Genomic DNA, 14,990 nt, shown 5'->3' with positions numbered 1-14,990 from the left:
ATGAATAAAAATAATTTACTATTACTATTCCTCGTTGTTTTTTTTATAGGCTCAACGGGGCAAAACCCTGAGGAGCTTGCAATAGGTTCAGCACTTCCTATGGCTGACCATAAAGTAGAAGATGTATCCGGTAGAAGCCTGACACTAGGTGAGGTAGCCGATGAGAACGGTTTATTGGTAATATTCTCATGCAATACCTGTCCCTGGGTGATGAAATGGAATGATCGTTATCCGGATATGTCCAGAATTGCAAAGGAAAATAAAATTGGGATGATTGCACTCAATCCCAATGAAGACTATCGGGATCGGGGTGATGGAATGGATGACATGATCAAATACGCGAAAAAATCAGACTATGATTTTCCGTATGCTCTGGATAAAAATCATGAAATAGCGGATGCTTTCGGCGCTTCAAGAACTCCTCACGTGTATCTTTTTAATGGCGAAATGGAACTGGTTTACGTAGGCGCCATCGATGATAATGCAAACGATGCTTCTGCGGTTAAAGAATACTATATCAAAGACGCGATTGAGCAACTCGTTGCCGGAGAAGAATTAACTCGTTCCAATACTAAATCGCTGGGTTGCACCATTAAACGCGTAAGTTAACTTTAGTAAAAAAAGCTGTATTTTTGATCCTTCCTGTACCGAATATTACCGGAACAGGAAGGATTTTTTTTGAATATGAAATATTAGTTGATGCCAACCTGGACATTACATACAGAGTTTAAATTTGATGCTGCTCATTTTATCGAGGGCTACGATGGTAAATGTGGAAGAATGCACGGGCATTCTTACAAAGTAAAAATGACTGCCAAATCAAATAAGCTAAATCCATCAGCATATCTAAAAACAGAAGATATGGTATGCGATTTTAAAGAATTAAAATGGGCTGCTAAGGATTCGGAAAAAGGTGGCTTCGATCATGGAATTCTGAATGATTTGATTTCTGTAAATACTACCGCCGAACGAATTGCAGAATACATACATCAGGAGACCATGCGTAGGATCCCTGATGGAATCGAGCTTACCGTTACTGTATGGGAAACCGACACTTGTTGGGTGGAATACACTGATAAAGATGTTTAATCCTGAATTTCATATTGATCCCTATGAAGTAGTTGTTTCTGAGGAAGAAGCAAATGTGGAATATCCCGTAATGGAGCACTTCTATACTATTCAAGGTGAAGGGATACATACTGGAAAAGCAGCTTATTTTATAAGAACCGGGGGCTGTGATGTGGAATGTTGGTGGTGTGACGTAAAAGATAGTTGGGATGAATCTATTCACCCGAGGGTTTCTGTTAAAGAGCTTGTAGGACATGTTAAAGAGAGTGGTGCTCCAATGGTAGTCATAACCGGTGGTGAACCTTTGCTACATAAACTTGGAGCGTTGACTTCTGCAATCAAAGAATTAGGGGTAGCCACTCATATAGAAACAAGCGGGTCATCTCCGATATCTGGGTATTTCGATTGGATAACACTTTCTCCAAAACGATTCAAAAAACCTCTAGACGATATATTTCCATATGTGGATGAACTAAAAGTAGTGGTACTCACCAAAAAGGATTTAGCCTGGGCCGAAGAGAATGCGGCTAAATGCCCTGAGAATACCAAACTTTTGCTACAACCAGAATGGGATACCCCTGCGTCAATTCCCCTCATTGTTGAGTATGTGAAAGAACATCCCAAATGGGGGATAAGTCTTCAAACTCACAAATTTCTCCAGGTACCTTAATGAGTTTTGAGAATTCAGGGGTATTGATAACAGGTGGAAGCAAGGGGATAGGCCTTTCCATCGCCAGAGTATTCGCAAGAAGAACAAACCGTCCCATTATACTGATTGCCCGTAATCAGGAAGAGCTGCTTACTGCTAAAGAGATTTGCCTAAAAGAAGGAGCGAAAGAAGTAGACACTCTTGCCCTGGATCTATTAGATCAGGAAGCTATAGATAGCTTAGAAGTAGATAAGCTTAATGTGGGAATATTAGTAAACAATGCAGGCTCGTTTCTTTTTAAATCTCTCTCGCGGACAAATCAAGATGAGTTTATAAAACAGTTCCAAATCAACACCCTTGGGGCTTTTAATCTTACACAAAGAATTCTGCCCCGGTTGAAAGAAATGGATAGGGGACTTATCGTAAATATTTGTTCTCAGGCCTCTTTAAAAGGATATGGGGATAGTGGTGCTTATACAATGAGCAAACACGCTTTACTAGGCTATACCAGGTCACTTCGGAAAGAGTTGGTGGATACAGATATTGCTGTTTCGGCCATAAATCTGGGCCAAACATTTTCTACTTCCTGGGATGGGGTAGATATTGACCCCCAGAAGCTCATAGACCCTGAAGATGTCGGTCGCTTAATTGTTTCTCTTTCTGAGCTAACCCCAAGGAGTGTTGCTGAGGAGATTATTTTATCCCCTCAGGGTGGGGAAGTAAAACCGATGTAGTTTTCTAGAAGATGGAATAACCTATTGAGAAATTCAGCAAGCTATTTTCTGCGTCAAATACATATCCGTTACTATTCTCATTTTCTAGTAGTTCTTTTCTGAAACTATAAGACGATTCGAAGTTTATCTTTTTAAAAGCGAATCCTAAAGCAATTTTGAAGCTGGGTTGTGGATTGATTTCAATTGTACTTAAAGAAACAAGATCAAGTGTAGGTAGTTCTGGGCTTATTGTTATTTTAGAATTAAAATCGAAACCATATACCAGATATGGAGAAAGATATATTCTCGACTTTTCATTTAATATGTAATTGTATCTCATACCTAATTCCAGTTCTAAAGCTTTATAGTCAATAGCTACTTCTCGTTCTTGCGAAATGACTTCAAAGGTATCTTCGAATTCAAATTGATGGTACGATGCTTGAAATGTAATAGACCAGGCCCCATTAGCGTAGGGTAAAATGAATTCAGCTTCTGTTCCCAGGTTGAGAACTAAATTGTTGTCAAAATCTGAGGTGTATCTCGTTCGTATGAACAGGCCTGACATGGTATCAAATTTAAGGTTTGAGATACTTACTCCAGGTTTAATAGTAAGCCTGAATTTTTTATAGTCTCTCTTGTAAGTATAAATTGTACTTACATCACCCATACATGCATTTTCTTCAATTACTAGATTAATTAAATCTCCTTTTTTATAGTCAGTTTCTTCGAGCACATTTTGGGAGTTTAAGCTACAACCGAACTCTGATATTAGCTGTTGCTTGAAAGAATCATCGGTAATTACTCTACTTCCTCTGGTAAAAAATCGAAATACCAATTGTTCAATATCTCCATTTCTCTTTTTAATAAAGAAGCGTTGAAGATTCCCATCCTGATAAGAGTATAAACTGATTGCTCCTTCTGCTAGGGATTTTAAGAGAATTGTTTCACTATTAAATAGAGGGGTGGGACTATCACTGAGATTGGATTTATTTTCTGATGAGCGATCTATTTCTACAGAGAATTTTAAAAACTTCCCGTAATCATAAATCTCAAACCCATTTAGCTCATCTAGACTAAGTACCATTTCTTGTGCTAGTGAGTCTTTTTTGAATCTTATCTCAGAAGGGTTGGATCGCCAATCGAGATTAAGAATTAATCCCGGAACTATATTGTCATCGTTGTCAATGTAGTAACCCACTTCGAATACATTTTGAGCGACAAGCGGATAAGAAATAAGGAGTAATAAGATGAATAGAGAAGTTTTTTTCATATCATTGTTTAATTAAATCCAATCCTGGTTTTCTTCGTTCACTGTTACATCAAAAGTAGATTCCCCGGTATGCTTAGTACCTTCAGGTTCAATAAGCATAACCCAGCATTCTTCTTCTGCAATTGGCAAATGGTCTTCACCTTTAGGAACTACATATAATTCTCCCTCTTGTAAACGGACATCTCTGTCCTTAAATCGAAGCAACAAACTTCCCTTTACGATATAAAAAAGTTCATCTTCATCGGGATGGTTGTGCCAAACAAACTCTCCTTCAAGCTTTGCAAGCTTAACTAACTGTCCGTTCGTTTTGGCTATGATTTTAGGAGTCCATTGCTCGCTAAATAAATCGAATTTTTTCTTAAGGTTTATTGCATTCATACCTGAGCCAGTAAATTTTCTTCACTAATAACTTCCTCTCTTTCAGCCGCAAATTTTTCAATTATTTTAGGTCTCATATCAAGCACCACAGTTGCAGCTATTTTGTCGTGTATTCCTTGTCGGTTCGCGTCCCAATAAATTTGAAAAAAGCCCAGGAGGCCAGTTGCAACACCTGCAGCATATCCTCCAAATCGTTCAAAGGAATACCACAGACCAATTGGTTTATTGTTTAATCGCACTACTCTTAGTTTTAAAATTCGTTTGCCAATTGTTTGCCCTTTAAATGATGCAAGGCATAGAACAAAATATACTCCAACCCATCCCACACTCAATCCAAAATCTTCTGCGGTAGCTCTAAGGCTTCTTAAGAAACTAGGATTTTCAACCTGTTCAGCTAAGGCCTCGTTTTTTTCTTCTAGCTCATCAACCTCATCATCTAACTGATTAATTTTGCTGTCTAATTTTTCTAATTCATTAAAAGCCAAAATCGGTGCTATTTCCTGAAGCAAACTATCAATTGTAACGGTATCACTATTACTGATCGCAAAACCAATCGCTCTGAGTTTTAGGATAAACTCATCGTCGAATAAGTTTGGGTGGTAGAAGGATGCATTTTCTGAAGATTCTGTTCCAAGTTGTTCTTCGATCGATTCTGCAATCTTTTCGAGTTCTTCTTCAATATCAACAGAGTCACTAGAGTTTAGTGCAACCAATTGTTGTCCAAGAGATTGCCAATCGATTTGGTCAGTCGTATTAGAAACTCGTTCCCCACTAGGAGTAGTATAGTTTATAGTCGCTAGATTATCGTCTTCACTTTTTGTCACATTGAAAGTGAGGGCAAATACAAGGATAGAAACGAATGAAGCAGCTCCAAACCGTAGGATGTTTTTCCACCATATTTTTCCTCGGTTTCTTATCGCTAACCAAAAGAAAAGAATGCTTGCAGAGGTAGCCAGAAAAAAAGCGCCGAGCGCAGATAAAATGGAAGCTATCAGTAAGTCAAGTAAAAGGGCAATTAATCTTCTTCTTGGAGTTGCAAGTGGAAGCCCTAATAAATCCGGATGTACCTCGAAAGCAAAAGGGGTTACTATGTGTTTCGGGTCTTTAATCATCCCCGATTTTACTAAACAATCGATTAACTAGAAATAAAAAAGAGCCAACTGTTAAGCTGGCTCTCTCGGTCATCATGGTAAGCTATTTCAGAAGTCGAGATTGTATGCTTTAACTACCGCCTCGTAATCTGAATAATCGATTTTTGCTTTTAGCGTAAGTGTTGGTGGTATCGCAACTATTCGTAGGACATCTCCATCAAACAGATTTTCATTCGCCTCATTGTTATTTGCTACTTCACCTTCTACGATTAGATCGAAGTTATCAATGTCGAAGGCGTATCGAAGAACAACCAGATCATTTTCGAATGGAGTACTAAACGGTAATGCATGCCAAGCAGTGTTACCTTGAAAACGTAAGTAGGCTAACACTAATCCTTCGTCTACGGTAGCTTCATCCAGAATATCCCATCCATAGGAAGCTACTGATACGAATTCATCGACAACTCCAAAATCCTGATCCGAGTTAATAGTTATCGATGCTGAATAAACTTCGGCATCCTGACCTGATGGGCCTTGTGGTCCTGTTGGCCCAATACATGAAATTGTTAGTAGTCCTAAAAAAAGTATGATGATAGTGTATTTTGTTTTCATGGCTTCACCGTTAGTTTTGGTTTTAAGCTTGCGTCAAAGTAACGGGATGAAATGTATAACCATATCACATGTTTTGGTTAGGCAAAACATGTGATATAGGGAACATGCCAAGATTCATTCAATCTTGGTTTAAGACTTAATTAAATTTCAGTACATTTGTTTTTTTAACGAAAAAGCAAATTCAGAGATCGCTTTGAGCAATATTTTAATGGAAATCCTGGGGCTTTCTACTAGCCCAAGTAGTGGTGGTGCTTACGCATTAATTTTAACTGAAGCTCGAGGTTCCAGACGACTTCCCATTATCATTGGCTCATCAGAGGCTCAAGCAATAGCATTAGAGCTGGAGAATATTAAGCCTCCTCGCCCAATGACACATGATCTGCTTAAAAATGTTGTTTTAAATTTCGATTCAACACTTAAAGAAGTCATCATAAATGATCTCACTGAAGGTACTTTTTTTGCAAGGATGGTCTTTGAAAGGGGAGATGAACTATATGAAGTAGATGCAAGACCTAGTGATGCTATTGCACTTGCGGTTCGTTTTGGATGTTCCATATACACAAGTGAACAGGTTCTGAACGAAGCAGGGATCGTTGCAGAACCCACACAAAGTGGAAAAAAAACAAAATCCGGAGAGTCTGTAGATACTGATAGTGGGGAAGAACTTTCAAAATTGGAAAAATTAGAGCAAGATCTCATTATTGCTGTTGAAACCGAGAATTATGAGAAAGCAGCTAAATTGCGCGATCAAATTCAAAAAATGAAAGGGTAAATTTTGAGCGAAAATTATTGTTCATTTCAGCAACTCCCATTTTCTAATTTATTCACTACCTATACGTCGAGCTTTAAAGAATTAGAAAGGTTTTATTCTACCAATCCCTTCGAAGAAAATGCTGTTGAAGAGAAATCAAAGAAAGTACAATCTAAGGTTAGTAGAGAAGAGGTTGTTCGTGCTTTAGAGGAATATCATGTTTATCTGGGAATACAGGATTCTCAAGCTGATCAGTTAAGAAAATTTTCTAATGAAGATGCGCTTGTAATAGTTACGGGGCAGCAGCTTGGAGTTTATGGCGGCCCTTTATTTACGATCTATAAAACGATTTCCTGTATTCTTTTAGCTCGGGAATGGGAAAGAAAACTTCAAAGACCTGTTGTGCCAGTATTTTGGATGGCTGATGAAGACCACGACTTTGAAGAAATTGCTTCTATCGGAATACCAGGTTTTGAAGGATTTGAATCAGTTTCCTTGGCTCAAGATGGCACTGGGTTGCCTGTTTCTATGGAAATAATTCAGGATACTTTTCCTGACTTTGAGACCCGTGTAAAAAGTACTTTGACTGAGACCGATTTTTCGGACTCACTTTTTAGCGAATTAAATGGATTCTATGAACCAGGTAAGACTCATGTTCAAGCCTTTGCTCAGCTGATTAACTCAATATTCTCAAAAGAAGGTGTTTTAATAGTTGGTAGTAATACTCAGCTCTTGAAGGATTCGGTAAAGGATTTATTCAAAACCTCGATTACAGAAGCAGAAACTATCTACAATTCACTTGAAAAGAAGAGTGCTGATTTGGAGAAGTCATTCCATCGTCAAGTGGTGGTAACCGAATCGAATCTATTTTATATCGATGATCAATTGGGAAGAGTTAAGCTAGAGAAATCAGGGAATGTATGGAAGGTCGGTTCGTTAACACTTAGCCAGGATAAGCTATTATCCTTAATAAATGCCAACCCGGAAAAATTCTCTCCAAATGTGTTTCTACGTCCGGTATTACAAGATATGCTGTTACCCACTTTGGGGTATGTAGCAGGGCCGGGAGAATTGGCCTATTACGGGCAAATGAAGGATTTATATCCTGTATTTGATCTCGAAATGCCCATTATTTTTCCTAGGTTAAGTATCACATTGCTTGAGAAGGGAATTGAGAGAATAATGGAAAAACTGCCATTTGCAATGTGCAGCTACAATAGAAGAATCGAAGATTTGGAAGCCACATATGTTGATCATACAAATTCCAGAGATATTGAAGGGATATTTAGTAAATGGAAATCAGAAATAAATGAGGCGGGAGTTCAACCATCGGGACTTATTAAAGAAATTGATCAATCACTCGAAGGATTAGTTGGGAAAACGGTAACAGGATTTAATAATGAGCTGGATAAGCTAAAAGGGAGAGTTTATCGGTCAATTAAACAGCAAGAAGAAACCCAATTAAAGAGAATAGCAAAAATTAAATCTCAGTTATTCCCAAATGGTTTGCAAGAACGTTCTGTTTCGCCAATATACTTTATGAATAAATATGGGGAAGACATTTGGGATGACCTCATAACCCGATTTGGAGAAGAAGAGTTGGATCTTACTATCCATCATATAGTTTCTGTGTGATGGGTTCCGTTGCTGAACAAAAAGATTCTCTCAGGAAATCAATTCTCTCTCAAAGAACTAAGATCCATAAAAGTGTCTGGGAGCAAAAATGTTCAAGGATTATTGAATATGCACTCGAATCGAAAGAGTACAGGCAGGCCAGAGTTGTTCACACATTTGTATCTATGAACCAACGATTTGAAGTGAACACGCATGCTTTAATTACACATATGCTCGCCCATGGGAAAGAAGTTATTGTTCCAAAAACCGATTTTGAAAATGAAAGTCTTATTCATTCAAAAATTAATTCATTATCTGATTTAGTCCAGAATAAATGGGGAGTTCTTGAACCAAAAAATGTAAATCCTGTATTGATTGATTCAATTGAGTTAGTGTTCGTGCCCCTACTAGCTGTAGACTTGGAAGGGAATAGATTGGGTTATGGTAAAGGTTTTTATGATCGCTTTTTGAAAAGTATAACTGCGCGATCATTGGGCTTAATCTTTGAGGAATTTGTTTTGGAGTCAGTTCCATTTGATACTTTTGATCAGAAACTAGATGGATTTATTTCTGAGAAAGGCATAACCTACACGTAACAATCAAAAAATGACTCCGTAGCGGGCTATCGGAGGAAATAAAATGGCAGAAAAAACCAAAGAAAAAACATATTCGAAAACCGGAACAGCATCACTTGAGTTCGATGATTTTGAACTTCAAAATACGATGCGAAATTTCCTTAAAGAGGAAGAGAAAGAAACAGGAAAGGGTATTTGGAATTTTGCAACCATTGCCGGATTAGCAATGTTATTTTTTGCTTTATCATCTGTACTACAGTTTATCGGTATTTCTTTTGGAGTTGGGTTTGCATCTTTTCTTGAGGGAGCAACAGCTTCAATGCCATTGATAGGAGGGGCATTGGTAACACTTATAGGTTTTGGGTTTTTAGTTGGTGACAGAAAAAGAGAACAAAAGGCCGAAAAGGAAATACGTCGAAATAAAAAGGCTAAAGTAAAGGCTGCTTCTGTTTCTAGCCGCAAAAAAATGGATGATGTACACGGTTCTGAATTTAATACTTCAACTAAAAGCACCCTTAGAAACGATTTAGACTCAGATTTTATGTCAAGTTCCAGCTCTACCAATTTTGAAGACTTTGCCATGGGTTCTTCTTATGAGTATCGACATGTTAAAAAACTGATGAAGTCACGTACCAACAAGAAACTGGCTGGTGTATGTGGTGGGTTAGCAAAGTATTTTGGAATTAGTCCTACCGTAGTCCGATTTATTTTTGTAGCAGGTTTTTTTATGAGTTATGGCGTATTGAGTACAATCATTTATTTAGGATTAGCACTTGCAATGCCGAAAGAGCCTGTCGAACTTATGGATGATTTTGATTTCTAAATTATCCACAATTTACTTTTATGTTCATCTCTTTCGAAGGGATCGATGGTAGTGGTAAATCCACACAAATCGCTCTGCTTAAAGAAAAACTCATCCAATCAAATAAGGTAGTACAGGTTTTTAGAGAACCGGGTGGAACAATCCTTTCTGAACAAATCAGAGAGATATTATTGAACTCAGAACTAGAAATTTCACCAGTCTCCGAATTGTTGCTTTTCTCTGCTGCACGGGCACAATTAGTTAATGAGGAAGTGATACCAGCTTTAGATAGGGGTGAGGTAGTAATTCTGGATCGTTTTTATGATTCAACTACAGCATATCAAGGATATGGCCGTGAAAGTCTTTCCATCGACCAAATAAGAGTGATTAATAAAGTTGCGTCTTATGAGCGCAAACCTGATTTCACTTTTTATCTAAGGCTCAGTATCGATGAATCAATCGCTCGCAGAAAGAATGAAAAAGATGATAGAATGGAGAAATCCGGAGTAGAGTTTTTTAAGAGGGTGATAAAAGGGTTTGATGAAGTTGCAAGAGTTGAATCTCGTTTCCGAACTATTGACGCCTCTAAAGATATAAGCACCATTCATTTAGAAATACTAGATCATCTTGATTTTCCATTTCCCGAAAAGGCATAGTCGTTTTTATCAAGCTTTTAATCCTTTTTATACATCAAATAGTCTTTAAATATTTTATCTGTGTTAGTAATTGAGGCTTAATCATATTATCCGTAAATTTGAAACAATATGGATCAATCCTGCCTTTTCCCGGAATTGATCCATTTTCAGTTAAATATCAAACGACTATAACATCTTAGATACTTATTATGGCGCACGAAAGAATCGAGATTGATTTGCCTCTTGCTAAAGTTTATGAACTTCTAAGTAATCCTGTTGACTTCCCAAAATTTTTGGAGCGTATTGATTCAGTAACAAGAATTAATTCTCAAACTTTCGAATACAGAACCACTATCGGGAGCGAAGAGTTTGTTTGGACTACAAACCTAATTGATAATCTTAGAAACACCCGTTTCGCCTGGATTACAATTAATGGTAATTTGAACCAAACCGGAACTATCCGTTTTACTCCTCTTGATAATGGTACTCGTACTCGAGTTGAATTTTCTTTGGATTATAGAACCTTTTTTGGTGATCCAACCGATGATTTAGCTTCTTTTATTGAAGAATCTCCGGCTCAACTGGTTAAGGATCTCGAAAAGTTCAAAAAACTAGCTGAATCTGATACTTTTAAAGAAGAACAGGCAGAAGTTTCTGAAGAGCAGGTAACTGCATAGATTTATTATTAACCATTCCGAATGCGCATCAAATTTGATGCGCATTTTTTTTGCTCTAATTTCTTGGAATGACCTTTTCTGAATTCAAGAACTCCCAATACTCTCAAAAGCCACATTATCTTTTAATTGGGAACCCGGTTAGTCATAGCGTTTCTCCAATAATGCATAATACAGCACTTCAATTCCATGCAATTGAGGCTGAATATCATGCAATAGCAGTTTCTATGGGTGAGCTTAGTTCACTGATTTCGCATTTCAACAGTCCCAATTTTTTAGGAGCAAATATTACACTGCCTCACAAGCAAAATCTGTTTGAAGTAGTTGATTCACATACTATTACTGCCTCTTCGATTGGTGCAATTAATACTATAATTAAGAGAGATGAGGGACTAATTGGTGAAAATACGGACGCGTATGGTTTTCTAAAGCCACTTGAAAAGTATTTAAATGAAATAGATCAGGATAGGGCAATTGTTTTTGGAGCCGGTGGAGCAACCAAAGCAATTAACTATGCATTGAATGATTTAGGGTTCGAAGAAGTTGTACTTGTATCACGAAAGCCAGAACGCTATCAACAAATGGAAGGAACTATAATGTGCAATTATGATCTTTGGACAGAATTTGCAGAAGATGCTTCGCTTATAGTGAATGCAACACCGCTTGGTATGGTCCCTAATACTACAGCTTCTCCGGTAAAAGCATCTGAAATAAGTTTCTTAGAAGGGAAGATTTGTTATGATATCGTTTATAACCCGAGGGAGACTACTTTTCTAAAACAGGCTAAGCAAGTTGATGCTTTTCCTATCGGTGGATTAGGTATGCTTATCCATCAAGGAGCAAAATCTTTCAAAGAGTGGACAGGTAAGGAATTCCCTTTAGAACTGATCAATGAGGAATTAGATGCAGTCTTCCCAAATTGAATTCATACGACCCGAAAAACTTAATGATGGACGAATACTCTCCTGGTTTTCCTTAAAAAATCCGGAATTGATTGAGGAAGGTCAGGTAATTCCGGGGCTCAATATTGGTTTCAATTCTAAAGACAGACATGATATTGTTCTTCATAATCTCAAGTTGTTATCCGATGAGATCAGAACAAAGACAAGCAGTATCGCCTTGGCCGAGCAAGTTCATAAAAGCGATGTAAAGTTAGTTTCTAGAGGGGGTATCTATACCGAAACCGATGCCTTTGTAAGCAATACACCGGGAATTGCTCTCGGAATACAGGTAGCGGATTGCGGAGCAGTTCTTCTTGGAGATTCAATGAATAAGGTAATAGGCGCTGCTCATGCAGGTTGGAGAGGAGCGGTTAGCGGAATTGTTCCTAAGACTATCGAAGAGATGGTTACTCTTGGAGCAGAGAAAAACAGGATCAAAGCTTTTATAAGTCCATGTCTTGCAGTACACAACTTCGAAGTAGGAGCAGAAGTTGCTAATCAATTCCCTGGGAATCTGGTTGATAATAATTCTTATGAAAAACCCCATGTTGACTTAAAAGGTCTGATAATTGAACAACTCATGGAGGTTGGGATAAAGCAGGAAAATATAGAATGTGACGCCCGCTGCACAATAGATTATGAAGATCTTTTCTACTCCTATAGAAGAGAAAAAGAAAAAAGTGGTCGCATGCTTGGGGTAATAAAGTTAAACTCTCTCAAATGAGTTTATTTTCGATTTGAATAAACAGAAGCTCGCCATACTGGGATCAACGGGGTCTATTGGGACGCAAACACTTGAAATTGTGCGCCAGCATCCCGATAAATTTGAGGTAACCGTACTTAGTGCCAATACTAATGTTGAATTGCTTGCTCAACAGGTTAATGAGTTTAACCCTGAATGCGCCCTTATCTGCAAGGATATACTCTTCAAAAATTTAAAAGAGCTGGTAAAAACAGAATCCGAGCTTATTTCTGGAGAAGAACATCTTTCTAGACTTGCTACCCATGCAAAAGTAGATACTGTGGTAAATAGTTTGGTCGGTTTTTCTGGTTTCCATCCTACCATAGAAGCAATCAAAGCCGGGAAAAAAATTGCTCTTGCGAACAAAGAATCATTGGTAGTTGGCGGAGAACTCATATTCGAATCACTAAAGAATTCCACCTCAACGTTGATCCCTGTTGATTCTGAACACAGTGCTATGTTACAGTGTTTAGTAGGGGAGCCAAAAGGCTCATTAGAGAAGATTATTATTACCGCAAGTGGCGGTCCATTTCGGACGTTCTCAGTAGATCAAATGAGGAGTGTTACTAAAGCCCAGGCTTTGAAGCATCCTAATTGGAATATGGGAGCCAAAATCACCATTGATTCAGCAACAATGATGAATAAAGGGCTAGAGATAATTGAGGCTCACTGGCTATTCGATATACCTGTTTATAAGATTGAACCCGTAATTCATCCCCAAAGTATTATTCATTCGATAGTAACTTTCAAAGACGGTTCCAGTAAAGCGCAGCTTGGATTACCGGACATGAAGGTGCCTATTATTTATGCCCTTTCTTATCCGGATAGACTCGACTTAGAAACTCCAAGGATGGATTGGACAAAGAAACAGGATTTAACTTTTGAACCAGTAGATTATTTAAGGTTTCCCTGCGTTAAGCTGGCTATAGATGCTATAGAGGAAGGAGGAGTTACTCCAACAGTGTTAAATGCTGCAAACGAAGTAGCCGTGCAACGCTTTTTGAATGAAGAAATTGGTTATATTGACATTTCGAAAGTCGTTGAAAAAAGTATGCAAAACATTCCTAATCAAGGGGATATAAGTATTGAGTTACTTAAAGAAATAGATAAAGAAACGAGAGCATTTGCCTCAACAATTTAGCGAGTATGGAATTCATTGACATTTTAAGGACAATAGGCATTTTTATGGGGGCACTTATGATCTTAGTGTTCATCCATGAATTAGGTCACTTTTTAGCTGCCAAGCTATTTGGGATGCGTGTGGAGCGTTTTTCAGTAGGCTTTCCTCCTCGGGTATGGGGATTTAAAAAAGGAGATACCGATTATTGTATTGGAGCTACTCCGCTTGGCGGCTATGTCAAGATCTCAGGGATGGTGGATGAGAGCATGGATACCGAATTCATGAACAAAGAACCCGAGCCATGGGAGTATAGAAGTAAGCCGGTTTGGCAACGGATGATCGTAATTACTGCCGGAGTAATATTCAATATGATCCTGGCTTGGTTCATTTTTACTGGGATGACGTGGGTAAACGGAAAAGTTGTTGTTTTTGCAGAACAGGAAAATGGTATTTATATCGACGAAACGTCTTTTTTATATGACTTAGGATTCAGAAATAATGATCAGATAATTGCAGTGAATGGCAAGAATGTTGACTATTTCAATGATTTGGTTTCTCCTTCAGAAATAACCAGCTCAAACTTATTCTATACTGTGATAAGGAATGGAGAATCAGTTGATATTAATATTCCTCCTAGTTTTTTGGATAGCATACAAACACGAGGGTTTTTGGACTTAGATTATCTTTTACCCTCAAAAGTATTGCAGGTGGTAAGTGATTCTCCTGCTGATATAGCAGGATTAGAATCAGATGATTTGATTATTGAAGCCGATGGGTTTGAAGTTAATTCGTGGAATGGTCTGGTTTCTTCTATTGAAAGCTCTACCGGCCCTATGGATTTATTGGTATTACGAGGTATTGATACTCTTGCTATCTCCGTAACTCCTGATGCAGCTAAAAAAATTGGTATTCAGGGAGGAAGCATCAATTCGCTGAATTATGATCTGATTGAATATGGATTCCTTGCATCGGTTTCGGAAGGCTATACTCAAACAATTGAAACTACAACTGGTATTCTCAATAGTTTTGGATTATTGCTAAGGGGAGAAGTATCAGTTAAGCAAAATTTAGGTGGTCCTATTGCTATTGCGAGGGAGACAAAAAGAGCTACTGACGAAAGTGGGGCTAGTGGCTTCTGGAGAATTACTGCTTTTCTTAGTATCACTCTTGCAATAATGAATATCCTTCCAATTCCAGCTCTTGATGGTGGACATCTTGTTTTCTTGATTTATGAGGGGATAGTCAGGAAAGAACCTTCCGAAAAATTCAAGATTGTTGCACAAAATATCGGTTTCATCCTTCTTTTAACCTTGATGGTCTTTGTTATCTTTAATGATATTATGAAGCTATTTTAA

18 protein-coding genes are annotated in these 14,990 nt (G+C 38.0%); 14 read left to right on the top strand and 4 right to left on the bottom strand.

What is annotated here, in order from left to right; translation table 11 throughout:
• The 4 genes from ED557_01810 (at position 1) to ED557_01795 (ending at position 2,451) form a co-directional block, all read left to right on the top strand.
• Complete coding sequence (locus ED557_01810; GenBank protein ID RNC86142.1) at positions 1-609, top strand: thioredoxin family protein; 609 nt, start codon at positions 1-3, stop codon at positions 607-609.
• A gap of 90 nt (positions 610-699) precedes the next feature.
• Positions 700-1,089: a 6-carboxytetrahydropterin synthase gene (locus tag ED557_01805; protein RNC85531.1), complete on the top strand. Its 390-nt coding sequence runs from the start codon at positions 700-702 to the stop codon at positions 1,087-1,089.
• Between the two features lie 70 nt (positions 1,090-1,159).
• Entirely contained in the window at positions 1,160-1,738 is a 579-nt protein-coding gene (locus ED557_01800) for a 7-carboxy-7-deazaguanine synthase QueE (GenBank protein RNC86141.1), read from the top strand.
• Positions 1,738-2,451 carry an SDR family oxidoreductase gene (locus tag ED557_01795; protein RNC85530.1) on the top strand — a complete coding sequence of 238 codons (714 nt, stop codon included), beginning with the start codon at positions 1,738-1,740 and terminating at the stop codon, positions 2,449-2,451. The genes ED557_01800 and ED557_01795 overlap by 1 nt, the downstream gene beginning before the upstream one ends.
• A 4-nt stretch (positions 2,452-2,455) precedes the next feature.
• Here the strand turns inward: ED557_01795 and ED557_01790 are convergent, their stop codons facing one another.
• The 4 genes from ED557_01790 to ED557_01775 all read right to left on the bottom strand — a co-directional run bounded on the left by ED557_01790 (position 2,456) and on the right by ED557_01775 (position 5,781).
• On the bottom strand, positions 2,456-3,700 hold the full coding sequence (locus tag ED557_01790; GenBank protein RNC85529.1) for a hypothetical protein: 1,245 nt from the start codon (positions 3,698-3,700) through the stop codon (positions 2,456-2,458).
• 12 nt (positions 3,701-3,712) lie between these two features.
• Complete coding sequence (locus tag ED557_01785) at positions 3,713-4,078, bottom strand: cupin domain-containing protein (GenBank protein RNC85528.1); 366 nt, start codon at positions 4,076-4,078, stop codon at positions 3,713-3,715.
• Positions 4,075-5,190: a hypothetical protein gene (locus tag ED557_01780; GenBank protein RNC85527.1), complete on the bottom strand. Its 1,116-nt coding sequence runs from the start codon at positions 5,188-5,190 to the stop codon at positions 4,075-4,077. Before ED557_01780 ends, ED557_01785 begins: the two co-directional genes overlap by 4 nt.
• A gap of 87 nt (positions 5,191-5,277) precedes the next feature.
• On the bottom strand, positions 5,278-5,781 hold the full coding sequence (locus ED557_01775; protein RNC85526.1) for a hypothetical protein: 504 nt from the start codon (positions 5,779-5,781) through the stop codon (positions 5,278-5,280).
• Positions 5,782-5,989: 208 nt separating this feature from the next.
• Between ED557_01775 and ED557_01770 the strand changes: the two genes are divergently transcribed.
• The 10 genes from ED557_01770 (at position 5,990) to rseP (ending at position 14,990) form a co-directional block, all read left to right on the top strand.
• Positions 5,990-6,553, top strand: a complete 564-nt coding sequence (locus ED557_01770; protein RNC85525.1) for a hypothetical protein — start codon at positions 5,990-5,992, stop codon at positions 6,551-6,553.
• A 3-nt stretch (positions 6,554-6,556) separates the two neighbouring features.
• Positions 6,557-8,167, top strand: coding sequence for a bacillithiol biosynthesis cysteine-adding enzyme BshC (bshC, locus tag ED557_01765; protein ID RNC85524.1), 1,611 nt, complete (start codon positions 6,557-6,559; stop codon positions 8,165-8,167).
• Complete coding sequence (locus tag ED557_01760) at positions 8,167-8,742, top strand: 5-formyltetrahydrofolate cyclo-ligase (GenBank protein ID RNC85523.1); 576 nt, start codon at positions 8,167-8,169, stop codon at positions 8,740-8,742. Before bshC ends, ED557_01760 begins: the two co-directional genes overlap by 1 nt.
• A 43-nt stretch (positions 8,743-8,785) precedes the next feature.
• Positions 8,786-9,544, top strand: a complete 759-nt coding sequence (locus tag ED557_01755) for a PspC domain-containing protein (protein RNC85522.1) — start codon at positions 8,786-8,788, stop codon at positions 9,542-9,544.
• 20 nt (positions 9,545-9,564) lie between these two features.
• The gene (tmk, locus tag ED557_01750) at positions 9,565-10,179 is read left to right on the top strand and encodes a dTMP kinase (protein RNC85521.1); all 615 of its coding nucleotides are present in this window, start codon (positions 9,565-9,567) and stop codon (positions 10,177-10,179) included.
• 188 nt (positions 10,180-10,367) lie between these two features.
• Entirely contained in the window at positions 10,368-10,835 is a 468-nt protein-coding gene (locus tag ED557_01745; protein ID RNC85520.1) for a hypothetical protein, read from the top strand.
• A gap of 68 nt (positions 10,836-10,903) precedes the next feature.
• Positions 10,904-11,755 carry a shikimate dehydrogenase gene (gene aroE, locus ED557_01740; GenBank protein RNC85519.1) on the top strand — a complete coding sequence of 284 codons (852 nt, stop codon included), beginning with the start codon at positions 10,904-10,906 and terminating at the stop codon, positions 11,753-11,755.
• A complete protein-coding gene (gene pgeF / locus ED557_01735) occupies positions 11,736-12,497 on the top strand; it encodes a peptidoglycan editing factor PgeF (GenBank protein ID RNC85518.1) in 762 nt (253 codons plus the stop codon). The genes aroE and pgeF overlap by 20 nt, the downstream gene beginning before the upstream one ends.
• A gap of 13 nt (positions 12,498-12,510) precedes the next feature.
• Entirely contained in the window at positions 12,511-13,656 is a 1,146-nt protein-coding gene (locus ED557_01730) for a 1-deoxy-D-xylulose-5-phosphate reductoisomerase (protein ID RNC85517.1), read from the top strand.
• Between the two features lie 5 nt (positions 13,657-13,661).
• Positions 13,662-14,990 carry an RIP metalloprotease RseP gene (rseP, locus tag ED557_01725; GenBank protein RNC85516.1) on the top strand — a complete coding sequence of 443 codons (1,329 nt, stop codon included), beginning with the start codon at positions 13,662-13,664 and terminating at the stop codon, positions 14,988-14,990.

The sequence above is a fragment of the Balneola sp. genome (genome assembly GCA_003712055.1).
In the GTDB taxonomy this organism is placed as follows: domain Bacteria; phylum Bacteroidota; class Rhodothermia; order Balneolales; family Balneolaceae; genus RHLJ01.
Note: the sequence above shows the minus strand (reverse complement) of the source record. Positions and strands in the feature narration are given on the sequence as shown.

What these genes read in the sequence shown, in the direction of transcription:
- ED557_01810 (RNC86142.1), top strand. Translation starts at nt 1, where the DNA reads ATGAATAAAAATAATTTACTATTACTATTCCTCGTTGTTTTTTTTATA.
- ED557_01805 (RNC85531.1), top strand. Translation starts at nt 700, where the DNA reads ATGCCAACCTGGACATTACATACAGAGTTTAAATTTGATGCTGCTCAT.
- ED557_01800 (RNC86141.1), top strand. Translation starts at nt 1,160, where the DNA reads ATGGAGCACTTCTATACTATTCAAGGTGAAGGGATACATACTGGAAAA.
- ED557_01795 (RNC85530.1), top strand. Translation starts at nt 1,738, where the DNA reads ATGAGTTTTGAGAATTCAGGGGTATTGATAACAGGTGGAAGCAAGGGG.
- ED557_01790 (RNC85529.1), bottom strand. Translation starts at nt 3,700, where the DNA reads ATGAAAAAAACTTCTCTATTCATCTTATTACTCCTTATTTCTTATCCG.
- ED557_01785 (RNC85528.1), bottom strand. Translation starts at nt 4,078, where the DNA reads ATGAATGCAATAAACCTTAAGAAAAAATTCGATTTATTTAGCGAGCAA.
- ED557_01780 (RNC85527.1), bottom strand. Translation starts at nt 5,190, where the DNA reads ATGATTAAAGACCCGAAACACATAGTAACCCCTTTTGCTTTCGAGGTA.
- ED557_01775 (RNC85526.1), bottom strand. Translation starts at nt 5,781, where the DNA reads ATGAAAACAAAATACACTATCATCATACTTTTTTTAGGACTACTAACA.
- ED557_01770 (RNC85525.1), top strand. Translation starts at nt 5,990, where the DNA reads ATGGAAATCCTGGGGCTTTCTACTAGCCCAAGTAGTGGTGGTGCTTAC.
- ED557_01760 (RNC85523.1), top strand. Translation starts at nt 8,167, where the DNA reads ATGGGTTCCGTTGCTGAACAAAAAGATTCTCTCAGGAAATCAATTCTC.
- ED557_01755 (RNC85522.1), top strand. Translation starts at nt 8,786, where the DNA reads ATGGCAGAAAAAACCAAAGAAAAAACATATTCGAAAACCGGAACAGCA.
- tmk (RNC85521.1), top strand. Translation starts at nt 9,565, where the DNA reads ATGTTCATCTCTTTCGAAGGGATCGATGGTAGTGGTAAATCCACACAA.
- ED557_01745 (RNC85520.1), top strand. Translation starts at nt 10,368, where the DNA reads ATGGCGCACGAAAGAATCGAGATTGATTTGCCTCTTGCTAAAGTTTAT.
- aroE (RNC85519.1), top strand. Translation starts at nt 10,904, where the DNA reads ATGACCTTTTCTGAATTCAAGAACTCCCAATACTCTCAAAAGCCACAT.
- pgeF (RNC85518.1), top strand. Translation starts at nt 11,736, where the DNA reads ATGCAGTCTTCCCAAATTGAATTCATACGACCCGAAAAACTTAATGAT.
- rseP (RNC85516.1), top strand. Translation starts at nt 13,662, where the DNA reads ATGGAATTCATTGACATTTTAAGGACAATAGGCATTTTTATGGGGGCA.